This is a genomic window from uncultured Ruminococcus sp. (genome assembly GCF_937915125.1).
Classification (GTDB): Bacteria; Bacillota; Clostridia; order Oscillospirales; family Ruminococcaceae; genus Ruminococcus_C.
The window spans coordinates 94,016-112,458 of the sequence record NZ_CALDMP010000098.1 but is presented as its reverse complement, the minus strand read 5'-3'; the positions used below and the strand labels follow the sequence as shown (position 1 = coordinate 112,458).

Here is an 18,443-nt window from a genome sequence, read left to right as displayed (position 1 = left end):
TAACTCTATTTTTTTTACAAACCCCCTTGCAAAAAAATCCGTTCTATGGTATGATAAACATGTACAGCCGGCATACCGCTGTCGGCTGTTTTTTTGTACGGAAAGACAAGGATATTTCTGATAATAACCATTTCGTACATAAATTATTGAAAATAAACATGCAAAGGAGATTTCTACCCATGCAGTACGGTTATTTTGACCTCAAAAACAAAGAATACGTCATTGACCACCCGGATACCCCGGCACCTTGGGTCAACTACTTAGGCTCGCCGGAATACGGCGCTATGATTTCCAACAACGCCGCTGGCTACAGCTTCGTGAAGTCCGGCGCAAACGGCAGAATCAGCCGGTTCCGCTTCAATTCCATGATGGCACTGCCGGGACGTTACATCTATCTGCGTGACAACGACACCGCGGATTATTGGTCGGCATCCTGGCAGCCTGTGGGCAAGCCCCTGGATGCCTACAAGAGCGTCTGCCGCCACGGTACCGCTTATACCGTGATTTCCGCTGAATATGCCGGTATTTCCTCTGAGGTGACCTACTATGTGCCCATCGGCGCAACCTATGAGGTATGGCGTGCTGTCATCACCAACAACAGCGACAAGCCCAGAAACCTCTCCACATTCGGCTTCGTGGAATTCACCAACGATAACAACTACGAACAGGATCAGGTGAACCTCCAGTACACCCTGTTTATCACCCGCACCAGCTTCGAGGGCAACAAGATCCTCCAGCACATCAATGAGAACAGCGGAAAGGATGAGACTGGTTCCAACCACAGAGAGCGTTTCTTCGGTATGGTGGGCGCACCCATCTCCGGCTATAACGGCAATCTGGACAGCTTCATCGGGCCGTACCGCACCTATTCCAATCCCATTGTGGTGGAACAGGGCAAGTGCACCGGCGAGATGAACTATAACGCCAACGCCTGCGGTGCACTCCAGAGTGACATCGTACTCCAGCCCGGGGAGTCCAAGGAACTGATCTATGTTCTGGGTCAGAAGGACAATACCCAGGCAAACGAGATCCTGGCTTCCTATGAGACTGCCGGCAAGGTGGATAAGGAAGTGGAGGAACTGAAGGCATTCTGGCACGGCAAGCTGGACAACTTCCAGGTAAACACACCGTCCGAGTCCTTCAATAACATGATCAACGTATGGAACGCTTATCAGTGCTTCATCACCTTTATCTGGTCCCGTGCAGCATCCTTCGTATACTGCGGTCTGCGTAACGGCTATGGCTATCGTGATACCGTACAGGATATCCAGGGTATCATTCACCTGGATCCGGAGCTTGCGGCGGACAAGATCCGCTTTATGCTGTCTGCACAGGTAGACAACGGCGGCGGTCTGCCTCTGGTAAAATTCGACCACAATGCCGGTCACGAGAATACCCCGGACGATCCGGAATACGTCAAGGAAACGGGTCACCCGTCCTATCGTGCAGACGATGCACTGTGGCTGTTCCCCACCATCCGCAAGTATGTGGGCGAATCCGGCAACAAGGCATTCTATGACGAAGTCATTGTCTATGCAAACGGCGGCGAGGATACGGTCTATGACCACCTGAAGAGAGCCATCCGCTTCTCCATGGAGCGTCTGGGCGATCACAATATGCCTGCTGGTCTCCACGCAGACTGGAACGACTGCCTGCGTCTGGGCAAGAAGGGCGAATCCACTTTCGTGGCATTCCAGCTGTACTATGCAATGTCCATGATGCTGGAGCTTGCCGCAGAGCGTAAGGATGAGGAATACATCGCATACCTGACCAAGGCACAGAAGGCACTGGGCGATACCCTGTCTGACTGCTGGGATGAAGATCGCTTCATCCGCGGCATCCGTGAGGACGGCGTTGTGGTAGGTGCAAAGAAAGACCCTGAGGCTTCTATGTGGCTGAATCCCCAGAGCTGGAGCGTCATTTCCGGTTTCGCATCCAAGGAGCAGAGCGATAAGGCAATGCAGTCTGTTGCAGATATTCTGGACACACCCTATGGCGCAAAGCTGCTGGATCCGCCGTATATCGACCACTATTTCGACGGTGCACTCATGCATATCTTCAACCCGGATACCAAGGAAAACGGCGGTATCTTCTCCCAGTCCCAGGGCTGGCTCATTCTGGCAGAGAGCCTGCTGGGACACGGCGACGCTGCATTCCGCTATTTCGAGGAAAGCTCGCCGGCATCCATGAACGACAAGGCAGAGCAGCGTGTGCTGGAGCCGTATGTTCACGGTCAGTTCACTGAGTCCACCGCTTCACCTTATGCAGGACGTTCTCACGTACACTGGCTGACAGGTACTGCATCTACTGTTATGGTAGGCTGCGTGGAGGGTATCTGCGGCATGCGTCCGGATGCAGACGGTCTGCACATCTGTCCGTCTATCCCGGCAGCGTGGGACGGCTTCACCATGGAAAAGACCTTCCGTGGCAAAAAGCTGTCTATTACGGTGAAGAACCCGAACCATGTCCAGAGCGGCGTGGCTTCTCTGACACTGAACGGCACAAAACTGGACAGCGACTATGTTCCGGCTGCATCTCTGGCTGAGACAAACGAAGTTGAGGTTGTATTGGGCTAAGCACAGAAACAAATTGAAATGAAGAAAAGAACCGCCTTTTCCCTGGATGCACACAAGGGGAAGGCGGTTTTTCGTTTTACAAGAAGATAACGTGAAAATAACCAAATCGTTATGCAATGCAAGGCTTTTTATGCTATAATAGAATCGGAAGCGTCTAAAGAATCACCGGAGGTTCTCATGAAGAAAAAACGCCGTTATATCTGGATTTTTATTATGATGATACTGTTTCTTCTTTTCTGCGTCTACATGACTTTCCCCATGTCTCTGGGGGATCATATTTCGGAGAACCAGGCACTTTCCGCCGCTGTCATTGTCTCCCATGTGACGAAAAAGGGAAAACCGGATGCGACCAGTGAAACCTACGAAGTATCACCGGATTCCCAGGAATTCGAGGAAATCACCGCATTGCTGAACGCATATACCTATCACCGCAATTTCAGAAGCCTGATTCCACTGGGCAATTACACCATGGACAGGCAGACGACCACGATTATTCTTTCCGCCGGGGATTGCTGCATCACCCTGACAGACGGCGGCGATCTGGCGATAGACAATTCCACAGACACAGGTACACGGCTGTATTCCATCGGTTATTTCGGAAACGGTAAGGCAGAACAGCTTTGTGAGGAAATTCAGGCGATCCTGGAACGCAGTACAACCACAGACGAGATCGTGGACTGATGTTTGCAAAAATTGAAATGAAGAAAAGAACCGCCTTTTCCCTGGATGCACACAAGGGGAAGGGCGGTTTTTCGTGTGCATCCCCATGACACGGGAAATTTATATGACAATTTGCATTTTTTTCTTGCCAAATGGTTTTTTTTATGGTATAATTGTGATAACATTACCGCAATTCCACGGTAATGAAAATATCAAGCGAAAAAATGAAATGGTATATCACAGGAGGTTACATATGGGTATTATTCGTGCTGTTGCCGGCGCAGTCGGCGGCTCTCTGGCAGATTCCTGGCTGGAATATATTACAGCAGATGACATGGGCCCCACCACCGTCATGACAAAGGGCGTACAGGTGACACGGGGAAAGCGTGGCAGCAACCGAAAGGGAACACCGGACATCATTTCCAACGGCTCCCGCATCGAAGTTGGTCCCAATCAGATGATGATTCTGGTGGACAGCGGCAGGATCGTGGACTATACCGCAGAAGAGGGCTGCTATGAGGTCTATCTCTCCTCAGCCCCCTCTATGTTCAACGGTGAGCTGAAAGAATCCGTCCGGGAGACCTTCGAACGCTTCAAATTCGGCGGTCAGCCGGGAAAGTCCCAGCAGGTGTATTTCATCAATTTACAGGAGATTCGGGGCGTGAAGTTCGGTACACGCAATGCGCTCCAGTATTTTGACGGCTTCTATAATGCTGAGCTGTTTGTGCGCTGTCACGGCTCTTATTCTGTGAAGATCACCGACCCACTGAAATTCTATATGGAAGTGGCACCCCGCAATGCCACACGGCTGGACTTCAGCGATCTGGGCGACCAGTTCAATGCGGAATTTTTGACGGCGCTCCAGACTGCCATCGGGCAGATGGCGGTGGACGGTGTGCGAATTTCGGCGCTGCCGTCCAAGAGCATGGAACTGTCCAAGTATATGGCAACGGTGCTGGATGAGGACTGGACACAGGCTCGTGGTATGGATATCTGCTCCGTGGGTATCGCCAGCATCAGCTATGACGACGAGAGCAAGGCGCTCATCAATATGCGCAACCAGGGTGCTATGATGTCCGACCCCACCATCCGGGAGGGCTATGTCCAGGGGGCAATTGCAAAGGGCTTGCAGAACGCCGGCTCCAACACTGCCGGTGCAGGTCAGGCGTTTATGGCAATGGGCATGGGAATGCAGAGCGCAGGCGGCTTTATGGCAAGCGCTTCGGCAACCAACGCCCAGCAGATGCAGCAAATGCAGCAGAACCGTGCAGCACAGCAGCCGGCAGCAGACACCTGGACCTGCAGCTGCGGTGCATCCAATACGGGGAATTTCTGTACCAACTGCGGCGGCAAAAAACCGGCGCCTGCCGGTGGCTGGACTTGCAGCTGCGGTGCTGTCAATACAGGCAATTTCTGTACCAACTGCGGCAGCAAAAAGCCGGAGGCATCCGGGAGCTGGACTTGCAGCTGCGGCGAATCCAACACCGGAAAATTCTGCACCAACTGCGGAAAACCGAGAAATTAAGGGATGCTGTTGCCCCGAACATGACAGAAGCCCACTGTAGGGGCGGATATCATCCGCCCGCCGTATTCCCGACAATTACAAATTGCACAAATTCTGTGCAAATGTAGGGGCGAACTGTGTTCGCCCGTTGGGAGATCTCCGGAGATTTGCGGGCGAACACTGTTCGCCCCTACGATCTCACATGGTTTATTCTGCGTAAACGTATCATAAAATAAAATTGATTTGCGTTTGCATAAGCAAAAATGCATTATGCATTATAAATGATTCATTAGAAAGGGGTACAGGATTGAATACTGTACAATACAAATGCCCCAACTGCGGGGCAGAATTGACCTTTGATCCGGCGCACCAGAACTTTTCCTGTGAATACTGCGACAGTACCTATACCGAAGCGGAGATGCAGGCGCTGTATCAGCAGATGGAACAGCAGGCAAAGAAAGATGCCGACCCGGATGCAGATACACTGGAGAGCGAAAAGGACGAAAAGGCGTTTGAAGAGGGCACACGGCTCTATACCTGTCAAAACTGCGGCGCACAGATCATCGCCGAGACAGAAACCGCTGCCACCTTCTGCTATTATTGCCATGCGCCAGTGGTGCTCGCCGGACGGCTCACAGGGGAGTATTGCCCTGCATATGTGCTGCCCTTTGCCCTGGATCGTGAGAAGGCATTGGACAATTTTCATAAGTGGTGCAAAAAGCGCTGGTTTCTGCCGGGAAGCTTTACTTCTCAAAAGCAGCTGGAAAAAATGTCCGGCGTCTATGTGTCCTTCTGGCTCACCAACTGCCAGGCAGATACCTATGTGAGCGGTATTGCAAAGCGTGTGCGCAGCTGGACAGAGGGAAATTATCGTGTTACGGAGACACAGGAATATCTGGTGGAACGTGCTGCCATGATTCCGTATCGGGGTGTTCCGGCAGACGGCTCCCAGAAGATCGAGGACGCCCTGATGGATGCCATCGAGCCATTTCCCTATGGAAAGATGAAGCCCTTCAGTATGCAGTATCTCAGCGGTTTTATGGCGCAGAAATACGATGTGACCTATGAACAGGTGCTGCCCCGTGTAAAACAGCGTGTGGAGGAAGCCAGCGTCAGCTTGCTCCGGAACGATATTAAGGGCTATTCTTCCGTTGCGCTGACTCAGAAGCGTGCCGTGCTGCAAAATGTCCAGCATGACTATGTACTGCTGCCGGTGTGGTTCATGCACTATCGGTATCAGGGGAAGAACTATAACTTTGCCATAAACGGACAGACGGGCACCCAGGCGGGAACACCGCCCCTGAGTCTGCCGAAAGCACTGGTATTCAGCGGCGTGCTTGGGGTCGTGGTAATGCTGATTTCACTTCTGTTGGGAGGGATAATGTTCCGATGAAGCATTTCTGGAAAATCACCGGGGCAGTGCTGTCCCTGGGCATTCTGAGTACCATGGCGGCGCTGCCGGCATCTGCCATGACGGAGGATCAGACGGATACGGTGTATCTCTGCGATGAGGGCGGCTGGCTCACGGACTCGGAATTTGATGAAATAATGGAAGATCTGGAGGAAACTGCGGCGGAAACCGGTATGTACATCGGTGTATGGATCGGCAGCGAACCCATGGGGGAGAGCCAGACCATTGCCTTCTGCGATGATACCTATGATGAATGCTTCGGCATCAATACGGACGGCGTGTTCCTCTATCTGGATATGTCCGGCGAGGCGGACTTGTTCGACTATATCTCCACCAGCGGCAAGGGGCAGTTCTACTATACCAACTCCTCGGAATATGACCGTATCAGCGAGATTTTCAGCGATATGAATCCCTATCTGGGACGTGGGGAAGAGGATGTCCCCATGGCGGTATACAAGTTCTGCTTCGATCTGAAATATTATGCAGAAAAGGGCGCGCCCAGCGACACCTATTACACCTATGACAGTGGCACGGGAACCTATCTCATCATGGAGGACGGCGTTGTCCAGGAGGTCAACAAGCTGCCGGAGGAGTATACTGCACTTGCAAGCTGGGGCATGATCATTCTGGTGTCGATGCTCCTGGGACTGGCGGCAGGGTGCATTGCATTCTTCACAATCAAGCACAGCTATCGCTTCAAAAGCCCAGGCAGTATGCAGCACCATCTGGAACAGGGGAATGTGCACTATTCCAACCGCGCAGACCGGTTTCTGCGGCAGTACCGCACCCGGACGAAAATCGAGAGCAGTTCCGGCGGCGGTGGCGGCGGTGGTGGCAGCAGTCACCACAGTTCCGGCGGCGGCAGCCACGGAGGAGGCGGAAATCACCGATGAGCACAGTCTTTTTCCGTCCACTCTGTCCGGCGGACGAATCGGAATTTTATGTCATGGCGGAGGAATTTTATCATTCCCCGGCAGTGCTCCACCCCATTCCGCCGGAACGGCACCGGGCGGCTTTTCAGGAGATGATGACCTCTGACCGCTATTTGTCGGGCTATCTCTTTGCCCATGGGGAAAAGGCAGCCGGCTTCGCTGTGACAAACCGCATGATGCAGCATGAACTGGGCGGCGTGGTGGTTTGGGTGGAGGAACTGTATCTCCGTCCGGACTATCGTTCCCAGGGACTGGGCAGCCGGTTTATGACCTGGCTGGAACAGGAGCTCAAAGGGAAAGCCGCAGAGATTCGCCTGGAGACAGAGCCGGAAAATGAACGGGCACGGGCGTTGTATCAGCGGCTTGGCTATGAACCCTTGGGGTATTTGCAGATGGTCAAGACGCTGTGAGTGTTGCTTTAAGGGATTCGTATTAAAAATGCATCCGGAAACGGGTGCATTTTTTGATTTTGCTGTATAAGCGGCATATTGATAAAAATCGTACAAAAAACACCACGTAATCCCGGGAAACTCCCGAAACCACGTGGTATTCCTCTGGTGGAGCATAGGAGATTCGAACTCCCGACCCCCACAATGCGAATGTGATGCGCTCCCAGCTGCGCTAATGCCCCAACAAGCTCATTATAGCACAGCAGGTGCAGCTTGTCAATAGATCTTTTCACAGAAAGCGGCAGATTTTGTCCGTCCGGTCACGCTTTTTCTGTGGAATCCGCGTCATCCTCGTCCAGATTCTCCGGCATATGGATCTGTGCCGGCTGGTCTACTGCGGCATCATCGTCTTCGCCAAAGGAACAGACCCCATCGGCGCAGCAGCAATCCTCTGCTTTTTCTTCCGCTGTTTCGTCAGCCTCACAGCAGCAAGTCTCTGCATCGTCCGCTGTGCAGCAGCATGCCTCATCTGTCTCATCATCCATACAGCAGCAGCCGCCCTCGGGCAGATCGTCGCAGTTGCAAGCATTTTCCAGCTTCTTATCGTGTGCTTTCTTCAGCGCAAAAATCGTTGCGGCGGAAGCTGCCGCAGCTGCCAATACCATTGCAGCAATTGTACTGCCTTTCATAAGATACCTCTTTTCTCCGAAGCCCCATTGTCAATCGCATTCCAGCTGCGGCCCGGTATGCGGCTGGAACGGCAAAACTTTCGACCATAGTCATAGTATACCATGTTTTCAAAAAAAATACAAGTCCTTTTCTGCCATGTTTGCAGATTTTTTTACAGAGACGTGTGCATCTGTACATTGTCACGCCTAAAGCTTTACTTTCTGTCTGGAAATCAGAAACGTAGGGCGGGGGCTTGCTCCCGCCGTTCCCGCAGAACCTAAAAGGAACCCATTGTAGGGGCGAACAGCGTTCGCCCGCAAATTTCCGGAGGTTTCCCATTCGGCTTTTCGGAAATTCACGGAAATCAATTTTATGTTTCAATCCAATCACCCCTCCACCATTGCTGCGCAATGGTCCCCCTCCCCTTTCATGGGAGGCAGCTAAGGCTCCCCTGAAAGGGGAGCTGGCACGGCACAGCCGTGACTGAGGGGTTCATTCCTATAAAATTGATTTCCGTGTAGGAAATCCCACCCCGGTTGACAAATCCAGCCCACGGTATTATAATAAGGAAAGCATTTGAGACAGAAAGGAGCGCTGAAACATGCTGGAACATCCCCTGGCGATTGCGCTGATTTTGGTGACCGTGTTATATCTGGCAGCCATGGTGCTGCTGTTCTGGCGATATCGGATCGCCATGCGTCAGCTCAGCGAGAAACTGAGAGAATGCAGAGAAGCGGAAGAAGCCGCAAAACAGGAACAGCTCTTGGCGGAAGAGGATGATTTTACCATATAATTACAATGCTTATGCGCAGACGTAGTATGTGCCGTCCAGATTCACCAGGAACACAGGGACTTCGTCACAAGCCACAGTGGTGTCCTCGCCGTCGGATAGCATGGGCTGCACCGTCAGTGCCTTGCAGCTCTGTACGTGGGTATCCCAGTAGGTGTCGTCTCCCTTTAATTCGTTGAACATTTCCGTGAGATATTCGATGCCGGAGCCGGCGTCGCCCTGTTCCTTGCATTCGTTGATGGAAATATTTGCAAAGGTGAAATCTCCGTCGATCTGTTCCTGGAATTTCTCGTGCTGCTGCGCCAGATAGGCGCTGTCGTCCAGGAGACCGCCGTATGCGTTCTGATAGAGGGATTCCATATAGAAATCCAGCACACAGCTGGAGAAAAGGGTCAGATCCTCATTCTGAACGGATGCATAATAGTCCGCCAGGGTTTTCAGCTCGCCGTCCTCCAGAAAGCGCTTGTCATATTCCACAGGAACGGAAAAGTCTGTGGATTTTCGCATGGTTGCGCCATATTCCAGGTCTTCCATTGCCACATCCTCGCCCTGTGGGTTGTTTGTGTCTGTGCCGGACTGCGCACCGCAGCCGAAGCAGGTGCATATCAATGCCGCCGCCAGTCCCAGGGTGAGAATGGGGCGGAACCAAGTTGTTTTTTGTGCCATATCACATGTTCCTTTCCGGGCATAGCTGCCCAAATGGCTTTGACTATTACTTTATCACATTTTTCCGAAAATGTCAACAATATCACACAAAGGGTCATGGAAATTATTTTTCATATTTTGATCTATTGACCCCTCCACCAGCTTCGCTGGTTCCCCTCCCCTTTCAGGGGAGGCAGCGCGCTCCCTCTCCAAAAAAGCCTCCCCTGAAAGGGGAGGGGAACCGCCGCCAGGCGGTGGAGGGGTGACATCCCGAAATGAACCAAAAAGGAGAAAAAACCATGCCGCGATTTTTTTTAGAAGAACTGGACGAATCGGATGTTGTCATCACAGGTCCCGATGCCCGTCATATCGGGCTTTCCCTGCGGATGCGTGTGGGGGATATGCTGACAGTCTGCGCCTATGGGCGGGATTACAACTGCCGCATCCGTTCCATTACGCCGGAGGAGGTGCATCTGGAGGTGTGTTCCTCTACCGTCTGCGCAGCAGAGCCAACGGTTTCTGTGACCCTGTACCAGGCAATGCCAAAAGGGGACAAGCTGGAGCAGATCATCCAGAAAGCTGTGGAACTGGGGGCGGTGCGCATTGTGCCGGTGCTCACACGGCGATGTATTTCCCGTCCCAAGCCGGCGGAATTTACAAAGAAGCTGTCCCGTCTGCAAAAAATATCCCAATCCGCCGCTAAACAGGCAGGGCGGGGGATACTCCCGGAGATCGCACCCATGCGCTCTTTCGGCGAAGCCTGTCAGGAGATCCAGAAGGCGGACAAGGCGATTCTGCTGTACGAAGGCGGCGGCGTGCGCTTTTCGGGGGTGGATTTGCAGGACTGCCGCAATATTGCCCTGATCGTGGGGAGCGAGGGCGGCTTTGACCCGGAAGAAGCCCGGAAATTACAGGAACAAGGGGCAGTGCCGGTGTGGCTGGGGGAACGTATCCTGCGCTGCGAAACAGCACCTCTGGCAGCAATTTCTATCCTCATGCACCTGACGGGGAATTTGTGATGTTTCAAGCCTCCCATGAAAGGGGAAGGGAACCATTGCACGGCAATGGTGGAAGGATCGGAATCAACCCCTCAGTCACGGCTGCGCCGTGCCAGCTCCCCTTTCAGGGGAGCCTTAGCTGCCTCCCATGAAAGGGGAGGGGAACCATTGCACGGCAATGGTGGAGGGGTGCTTGTATCTTATTTTCATCTAAATTTAAAAAAAGACTTGCAACTGTGTAAAAAATATGGTATAATGTCTTTATCTGTTGTTCTGACCGTCCAGGGGGGGAACGGCGGAACACCTTTTTCGCGGATTTTTCTGGAAATGCACCAGAAGAACTCGTATTCTATTCCAGATACCGCCGTATGGTATCCGATTTTTAAGGAGGAATTTCATGGCAACTACCAAGACAAAAGCCGCCGCAGCCCTGCCGGCAAAGGGCAGCATCAGCATCGGCGGCATTCTGACCGGCCTGAAAAACTGGATCGTCCGGAACCGGGTCTATCTCATTGCATTTGCGATACCCGCGGCTCTGACCTATCTGGCTTATGCCATTTTCGGGCTGTATCCGTTCGGCGAGGAGTCCGTGCTCTGTCTCGACCTGAACGGTCAGTACGTCTACTACTTCGAAGCGCTGCGTGATGCGTTCTGGGGAGACGGCAGCATTTTCTACAACTGGTCGAGAAACCTCTCCGGTGAGTTTATGGGCATCATCGGCTATTATCTCGCCAGTCCCTTTACGCTCATTGTACTGCTGCTCCCGGAAAAATTCATGCTGAGCAGTCTGCTGATCATGCAGCTGTGCAAGCTGGGCGCCGCAGGGGTTACCTTTAACTATTTCCTGCAAAAGCGCCGGGGTGTACAGCCCTATCCGTCCCTGCTGTTCTCCACCATGTACGCGATGATGGCGTATGCGGTGATCCAGCTCATCGACCCCATGTGGCTGGACGGAATCGTGTTCCTGCCCCTCATTATGCTGGGTATCGAATACCTGGTGGATGACGGCAGACGGCTGCACTATATCATTCCCCTGGCGATCATGTGTGTGGCAAACTTCTACATCGGCTATATGATCTGCTTCTTCGTGATCCTCTATTTCCTGTTCTACCTGTTCCTGGGTTCGGACAAGAAGCGCAAGGGCTATGACTATTTCACCGCCTTTGTACGGATCGCCTATTCATCGCTCATTGCTCTGGCATGTGCAGCCTTTATGCTCCTGCCGGTGTACAATGCCCTGAAGCTGGGTAAATTTGAGTTCACCGACCCGGACTACAGCTTCCGGTTCCAGTCCTTCCCCCTGAGCAAGACCCTCCTGGAAAGCGCCCAGGATTCGCCTCTGCTGGTGTTCCTGTGCGACCTGCTGGACATGCTGCCCCAGCTGCTGCCGGCGCAGTACGACTCGGTCAATGTCCAGGGTAAGCCGGAGATCTACTGCGGTCTGCTGACTGTGGTGCTCCTGCCCCTGTTCTATCTGAACAAGAACATCAGCCGGAAGAAAAAGATCGGCTATTCTGCACTGATCTTCGTGATGATCATGTGCATGCTCATCACCCCCGTGGATATGATGTGGCACGGCGGACAGGTGCCGAACTGGCTGCCCTTCCGCTATTCCTTCCTGCTGTCCTTCGTATTCCTGTCCATGGCGGCAACGGCGTTCGCCAATCTGGAGGGCATCAAGAAGAAGCATCTTCTGGGCACTGCCATCGGTCTGATCGTCTTTATTGCCGTTGTTGCCGGCATGAAGTTTGAGCAGATGGCAAAGGGCGCCGTCTGGATCTCTGCGGCAATTATGGGCATTTATCTGATCCTGCTGTACTTTATGACCGGCGGAAAGCTCACCCAGGGAAAACGGGGCGTCAGCATTGCCCTGACTACCATGATGCTCTTTATGGTGGGCGGCGAAGCAACCTATAATGCTATTGATTCCATGAAGGACATTGATGAAGAGGTTGCATATTCTACCAGAAAGTCCTATCAGAATTACATGCAGAACGGCCGTGCCGCAGCAGATATGCTGGAGGAAAAGGACGACGGCTTCTACCGTGCAGAAAAGACCTTCTTCCGCTGTGTCAACGACAACGCCGGCTTTGGACTGAACGGTATTTCCCACTCCAGCTCTGTCATGAATACCCGTATCATCAACTTCATTGAGACCATGGGCTATTGCATGCACAGCTATTACACACGCTATGACGGCAACACAGAGGTCGCAGACTCTCTTCTGGGCATCAAGTATGTCCTGGATCGTGGGGACAGCAATGACCAGAAGCGCCGTCTGAATCCTGCATATGAAGCAAGATGGGCATATGACTATACCAACGAAAACGGTACAGACAAGACCATCACTGCCTATGAAAATACCAACGCCCTTTCCATCGGCTATATGGTGGACAGCGATGTGACAAAGATCGACCATCTGGGCAACGACAATCCCTTCAACAGCCAGAATATCTTCATGAGTACCATGAGCGGCAATACCACATTTGATGATGCCGGTCAGTTCTCATCATGGCATGAGTACTATACACCTCTGAATCTGGCAGAGAACCCCATTGTCAGCGATGCTATTACCACGAGTCCTTATGGGGAACAGACCAAGTATGATGTTACCGGTGACGGCGACCCCACTGTGGATTTCCACCTGGTGGCAGAGTCGGAAGAACCCATTTACATCTACTTCAAGACAGAGTTCCAGAAGGAAGTCAACCTCTGGATGTCCACCTGGGATGAAACAGAGTGGAGCGAAAACGAAGCTGCATGGCGTGAAAACAATACAGGTGACTTTACCTGGGCGGCCGCGGACAACTATGCAAAGGACAACGGCGGCTTTGAATCCATGGGACAGTACTTCGAGGGTGACAACTACATCGCACTGCGTCTGGGCACCTTTGCACCGGGCACAAAGATCACCCTGCGAATGACGGTTGCAAACCAGGAGAAATTCACCATCGTCAAGAACTTCCTGTTCTACACCTACCATCCCAGCGTGTTCCAGGAGGACATTGATATTCTCAAGAAGAATCAGTGGCAGATCGACGCAGAAAAGAGCAACGACCGGAAGCTGGTAGGTACCATTACTGCCGAAGAAGGTCAGCTCATGATGACCACCATCCCGGATCAGCCGGGCTGGACTGTCAAGGTGGACGGCAAGAAGGTGGATCAGCTTGTGATCGTAGATGCCCTCATCGGCGTAAATCTGGAGCCGGGTACCCATACGGTGACCATGACCTACACACCGCCGGGCTGGTGGATCGGCATGGGACTGTTGGGCGGCGGACTGATCCTCATCGTGCTGTTCTGGTTCGGTGACCGGAAGCGCTATGCGGCAATGCTGGTGGAACTGGAAGCCGAAAAGGAACGGGAACGGCAGCAGGCGAAAAAGCGTGCAAAGCTGAAGTCCAAGTCCTCTGACGAGGAAACACCGGAAAAGCTGCTGGAAAAGCTGGAAACTCTGCACAATCAGGGTATCCTGACCGATGCGGAATTTGAAGCCAAAAAGGCGGCAATCCTGAAGAAAAAGGATGAAACATAAGCGAAGCCTTTCGCACAGATAAAAACGGTACTGCACTTTGTGGGATTCCACTGGTGCGGTACCGTTTTTTATACTAATCCCTTAAATGGAAATAGATAAAATTGCGATTGGAGTTTGAGGGATTAGTATCATACCATGAAAAAAACATCCCCACCGGATGATGCCGGAAGGGATGTTTTGCCGTGGGTGCATATTTGGTTGGAGTAGCTGGATTCGAACCAGCGGAATGACGGAGTCAAAGTCCGTTGCCTTACCACTTGGCTATACCCCAGTTGCGGATGCTGCACAAGACATGCTTTAGTATACCACAATCCTGCGGAAATGTCAAGGGGGTCTCTGGCAGTTTTATGAAATCGGTTGTACTATCGGTTGTAACGTTCCGCTGCGCACAGAAAAATCACGCTTTCTTTCGCATACACCCTGCCAGCCACAGCACCAGCAGATAGGCAGCACCGCCGGCAATGACGCAGACTGCCACGGAGAAGTAACTTTTCCATGTCAAGGTCGCACTGCGGCAGAGCCATACCACCGCCGTACAGACTGCCGCACCGAAGCCAAAGGGCAGGAGTGTCCGCAGCAGACGGATGGGTTCGCCCAGTACCCGGCGCAGACTCCACACGATGAGCACCAGCAGTATCAGATAGCACGCCGAGGTGGATATCCCTGCACCAATGATGCAGAATTCCGGGTTCGGGATCAGCAGCAGATTGCCCACCAGTTTCACGGCAACGCCCACCAGCATACACTCTACCGGAATCGCCGCACGTCCGATGCCCTGTAAAATACTGCACAAGGGAAACGTCAGACACAGGCAGACCATTCCCGGCAGAAGCGAACGCAGTGCCATTGCCGCCAGTGCCGCCTCTTCCGGTCTGCCGCTGTAGAGGACATGCATGACTGGCTCTGCCAATACCCACAATCCTCCGGCTGATGGTAATACCATGGCTGCTGTCGCCGCTGCCACAGATCGGCTATGTGCTGCCACACCGGTACAATCCCGTTTCGCCCACAGAGCCGATGCACAGGGCAGGGCGCTTTTCCCCAGCATATTGGTCACAGAGGGAACCAGATTGAACACCGTGACCGCCATTCCCGTAAAGGAACCGTACACAAACGCCGGAAAATCCTGACTGGCTGCAATTTCGCCGAATTTCTCCACCAGTTCGTCCGGATGCAGCAGCTGTGCACGACTGAGACAGCGCATCATGGTGACCAGATCCAGCAGCGAGGTGAGATTCGTCACCAGAGAACCCAACGCCACAGGAATCATGACATACAGTAGCCGCCGGAGTATCTTTCCGGCAGGCGCCGCCTGTTCCGTACTGCGGGGCAGCTTTGTCCCAGTGAACCAGCTCCGCACCACAAAATACAGCCAGCCCATCATGGTGGACAGCGTCACGCCCAGCACTGCCCCGGCTGCCGCCAATGCGGAAAGGGGCACTTCCGGGGATACCCAGGCGCAGACAATTCCCGGATTGTCCAGCACCCACTGGCACAGCAGCAGTCCCAGTCCCAGCTTCGCCACAGCCTCCACTGCCTGGGATACCGCCGTGGGTGTCATGGTCTGCAAGCCCTCCCAGTAGCCACGCTCCACTGCCGTGAGACAGCCGAACAATGCCGCCGGTGCAATTGCCAGCAGGGAAAACAATGCATGGGGCTGGGCTGCCACCAGTACCGCAAAGGGCTCCGCCAGAAGCAGCATTCCTGCGCTGAGCACCAGTCCCAGCACACCGCACGCCAGCCGTGCCACACGCCGGATACGGCGCACCTCTGTCCAATGCTCCAGCGCAGCAGCACGTGACACCGTCTGTGCCACTGCCGCAGAAAGTCCCGTTACGGAAAGGGCATAAATGGGCAGCAGCAGCCCGTATGCACTGCTGAAATAGCCCATTCCCGTACCGCCCAGCACATTGGTAAGGGGGATTTTAAAGCAAGCGCCCAGTACCTTCGCCAGCATCGCCGATGCCAACAGAATGGCAGAGCCTTTCCAGAAGGATTGTTTTTTCAGCATCATGCACCTCTTTTGAATCCTGTAGGGACGGCTGTCAGCCGCCCGGAGTTACATTTTAATACGCAAAAATCATCGGCAAATACAACACATGATTTTTTCATCGAAAACCCCTCCACCATTGCTGCGCAATGGTTCCCCTCCCCTTTCAGGGGAGGCAACTTAGGCTCCCCTGAAAGGGGAGCTGGCACGGCGTAGCCGTGACTGAGGGGTAAATCCATGATAAAAATTCGATTTGCGTGCAGATAAAAAAATTTATGTTGCCGAAATCGAAAATATGTGTTATAATAAGAGGGTAATGCCGGAATTTGTCCTTCTGGGCAGCGGCATATCCTGTTTTTGGAAAAGGAGAAGTGAAAATGCAATATAAATTTTCGGAAAATGTCGATGCACTGCAACCGTCCGCCATCCGTGAAATCCTGAAGTTCACCGGTATGCCCGGTGTGATCTCCTTTGCAGCCGGGAATCCGGCACCGGAGGCTTTCCCGGTGGAAGAGATCAGCCGTATCTCTGCGGAGCTGTTCGAAAAAGACCCCATTCTGGCACTGCAATACAACATCACCGAGGGCTTTCCGGAATTGCGGGATGTCCTGAAAGCACGCATGGCAGAGCAGCATTGCTTTGACGAAACTGCTGACGATCTTATCACCACTTCCGGCGCACAGCAGGCGAACGAACTGTCCTGCAAGGTACTGCTGAATCGTGGGGACACCATGTTCTGCGAATCCCCCAGCTTCATCGGTTCTCTCAATGCCTTCCGCTCCTACGGCGTGAATCTGGTGGGCGTGGAACTGGAAGAGGACGGCATGAATCTCGATGCGCTGGAACAGGCGGTGCAGGAGAATCCCAACCCCAAGCTGGTGTATGTGATTCCCAACTTCCAGAACCCCACGGGACGTGTCATGTCTCTGGAAAAGCGCAAGGGTTTGTATGAACTGGCGTGCAAGTACAACCTGATCATTCTGGAGGACAACCCCTATGGTGATCTCCGCTTTGCCGGTACGCCCATTCCGTCTATCAAGAGCATGGATACGGAGCACCGTGTCATTTACTCCGGCACATTCTCCAAGATTCTGGCGCCGGGACTTCGTGTGGGTTATGTGAGCGCACCCAAGGAGATCGTCTCCAAGATCACGGTGTGTAAGCAGGTCTCTGACGTACATACCAACATCTGGGCACAGGCTGTCTGTGCCAAGTTCCTGGAACAGACAGATATGGACACCTATCTGGAAAAGCTGCGTGCTGTATACCGCCGGAAGTGCAACCTCATGGCAGATGGCATCCGTCAGCATTTCTCCAAGCGTGTCCGCTGGGAAATGCCCGAGGGCGGTCTGTTCCTCTGGTGTACCCTGCCGGAGGACTGCGATATGCCTGCATTCTGCAAAAAGGCAGTTTCGGAATATCAGATCGCAGTGGTTCCCGGAAACGCTTTTCTGGTGGATGAATCGGCGAAAACATCGTCTTTCCGCATGAACTTCTCCACGCCGACAGATGAACAGATCGTCAAGGGCACGGAGATTCTCGGCGGCATGACAAGAGAAATGCTGGATTGACGCCGGAACAAAACCATCGTTTTATTTTCACTGCAACAGGTCGATGGCAAAATACGGCGGGAACAAGCCCCCGCCCTACAACAGTGAAAAATCATTTGCAGATCGGATAGACTGATGGATGATATCTATCTCTGCAATATATCCCAAAAAAATAATATCAAAATGACAAACAAGAAAGGAATCGAAAATTCTCATGGCACAGAAAAAGAACCCCGTACAGACACATTATCTGGTAACAGAATCCTATTTGATGACAAGAGGTGCTGCACTGCACTTTCCCGCAAAGCAGTTTTCGGACATGATCACGGACGAGCACAGTGTTTACGGCATGGTCATTGATATTCCCATTGACCCGAGAACCCTCTCCACACTGGTGGTATACATCAACGGCGCCGCCAACCTCTATTTCAACAACGGCGGCTCCTATACCGGTGCATCCCAGCGGTATCAGACCGTGGTACAGGCAGGACGGCTTCTGGTGGCAAATGCACCCCGTATCCTCGCTGAATCAGAAAAGACCGACAAGTTCCCACTGCCCACTGGTCAGCCCCATAATATCTACCTGCTGACAAAGGGCGGTATCTATGAAAAGACCGTCCTGCCCACTGCCATCAAGGAAGAAAGCGCAGATATGCAGGCAGTATACTTCCTGTATCAGCAGGTCATGCGTGAACTGCGTTCCGCACAGCTGAAAGACCGTGCCGCAGCACAGGCGAAGAAATAACACGGATTATGCAAAAATAATGTGCTCATCGTAGGGCGGGGGCTTGCTC

General features: G+C 52.9%; 14 protein-coding genes and 2 tRNA genes. 11 read left to right on the top strand and 5 right to left on the bottom strand.

Going from position 1 to position 18,443, the window contains the following annotated elements:
• Window positions 1-179: 179 nt before the first annotated feature.
• The 6 genes from Q0418_RS10375 (at window position 180) to Q0418_RS10350 (ending at window position 7,493) form a co-directional block, all read left to right on the top strand.
• Window positions 180-2,576 carry a GH36-type glycosyl hydrolase domain-containing protein gene (locus Q0418_RS10375; protein WP_298484061.1) on the top strand — a complete coding sequence of 799 codons (2,397 nt, stop codon included), beginning with the start codon at window positions 180-182 and terminating at the stop codon, window positions 2,574-2,576.
• A gap of 177 nt (window positions 2,577-2,753) precedes the next feature.
• The gene (locus Q0418_RS10370; protein WP_298484060.1) at window positions 2,754-3,257 is read left to right on the top strand and encodes a hypothetical protein; all 504 of its coding nucleotides are present in this window, start codon (window positions 2,754-2,756) and stop codon (window positions 3,255-3,257) included.
• 232 nt (window positions 3,258-3,489) lie between these two features.
• Window positions 3,490-4,761, top strand: coding sequence for an SPFH domain-containing protein (locus tag Q0418_RS10365; protein ID WP_298484059.1), 1,272 nt, complete (start codon window positions 3,490-3,492; stop codon window positions 4,759-4,761).
• A gap of 286 nt (window positions 4,762-5,047) precedes the next feature.
• Complete coding sequence (locus Q0418_RS10360; RefSeq protein WP_298484058.1) at window positions 5,048-6,133, top strand: hypothetical protein; 1,086 nt, start codon at window positions 5,048-5,050, stop codon at window positions 6,131-6,133.
• A complete protein-coding gene (locus Q0418_RS10355; protein ID WP_298484057.1) occupies window positions 6,130-7,044 on the top strand; it encodes a hypothetical protein in 915 nt (304 codons plus the stop codon). Before Q0418_RS10360 ends, Q0418_RS10355 begins: the two co-directional genes overlap by 4 nt.
• Entirely contained in the window at window positions 7,041-7,493 is a 453-nt protein-coding gene (locus Q0418_RS10350) for an N-acetyltransferase (RefSeq protein WP_298484056.1), read from the top strand. The genes Q0418_RS10355 and Q0418_RS10350 overlap by 4 nt, the downstream gene beginning before the upstream one ends.
• A gap of 145 nt (window positions 7,494-7,638) precedes the next feature.
• On the opposite strand, the gene Q0418_RS10345 is transcribed toward Q0418_RS10350, so the two are convergent.
• Both Q0418_RS10345 and Q0418_RS10340 read right to left on the bottom strand, forming a co-directional pair.
• Window positions 7,639-7,714: transfer RNA gene (locus tag Q0418_RS10345), tRNA-Ala, on the bottom strand.
• 78 nt (window positions 7,715-7,792) lie between these two features.
• A complete protein-coding gene (locus Q0418_RS10340; RefSeq protein WP_298484055.1) occupies window positions 7,793-8,161 on the bottom strand; it encodes a hypothetical protein in 369 nt (122 codons plus the stop codon).
• A 581-nt stretch (window positions 8,162-8,742) separates the two neighbouring features.
• On the opposite strand from Q0418_RS10340, the gene Q0418_RS10335 reads away from it, so the two are divergent.
• A complete protein-coding gene (locus Q0418_RS10335) occupies window positions 8,743-8,934 on the top strand; it encodes a hypothetical protein (RefSeq protein WP_298484054.1) in 192 nt (63 codons plus the stop codon).
• A gap of 9 nt (window positions 8,935-8,943) precedes the next feature.
• Here Q0418_RS10335 and Q0418_RS10330 read toward each other — a convergent pair whose 3' ends face one another.
• Window positions 8,944-9,597, bottom strand: coding sequence for a hypothetical protein (locus Q0418_RS10330; protein ID WP_298484053.1), 654 nt, complete (start codon window positions 9,595-9,597; stop codon window positions 8,944-8,946).
• A gap of 278 nt (window positions 9,598-9,875) precedes the next feature.
• Between Q0418_RS10330 and Q0418_RS10325 the strand changes: the two genes are divergently transcribed.
• Both Q0418_RS10325 and Q0418_RS10320 read left to right on the top strand, forming a co-directional pair.
• Window positions 9,876-10,595, top strand: a complete 720-nt coding sequence (locus Q0418_RS10325) for a 16S rRNA (uracil(1498)-N(3))-methyltransferase (protein WP_298484052.1) — start codon at window positions 9,876-9,878, stop codon at window positions 10,593-10,595.
• Window positions 10,596-10,971: 376 nt separating this feature from the next.
• Window positions 10,972-14,109, top strand: coding sequence for a YfhO family protein (locus Q0418_RS10320; protein WP_298484051.1), 3,138 nt, complete (start codon window positions 10,972-10,974; stop codon window positions 14,107-14,109).
• A gap of 195 nt (window positions 14,110-14,304) precedes the next feature.
• Here the strand turns inward: Q0418_RS10320 and Q0418_RS10315 are convergent.
• Together Q0418_RS10315 and Q0418_RS10310 are read right to left on the bottom strand one after the other, a co-directional pair.
• A tRNA-Gln gene (locus tag Q0418_RS10315) sits at window positions 14,305-14,380 on the bottom strand.
• A 126-nt stretch (window positions 14,381-14,506) separates the two neighbouring features.
• Window positions 14,507-16,120, bottom strand: coding sequence for a polysaccharide biosynthesis C-terminal domain-containing protein (locus Q0418_RS10310; RefSeq protein ID WP_298484050.1), 1,614 nt, complete (start codon window positions 16,118-16,120; stop codon window positions 14,507-14,509).
• A 356-nt stretch (window positions 16,121-16,476) separates the two neighbouring features.
• Between Q0418_RS10310 and Q0418_RS10305 the strand changes: the two genes are divergently transcribed.
• Window positions 16,477-17,670, top strand: a complete 1,194-nt coding sequence (locus Q0418_RS10305) for a PLP-dependent aminotransferase family protein (protein WP_298484049.1) — start codon at window positions 16,477-16,479, stop codon at window positions 17,668-17,670.
• Window positions 17,671-17,863: 193 nt separating this feature from the next.
• Window positions 17,864-18,394, top strand: coding sequence for a hypothetical protein (locus Q0418_RS10300; protein WP_298484048.1), 531 nt, complete (start codon window positions 17,864-17,866; stop codon window positions 18,392-18,394).
• The last annotated feature ends 49 nt before the right edge of the window (window positions 18,395-18,443 follow it).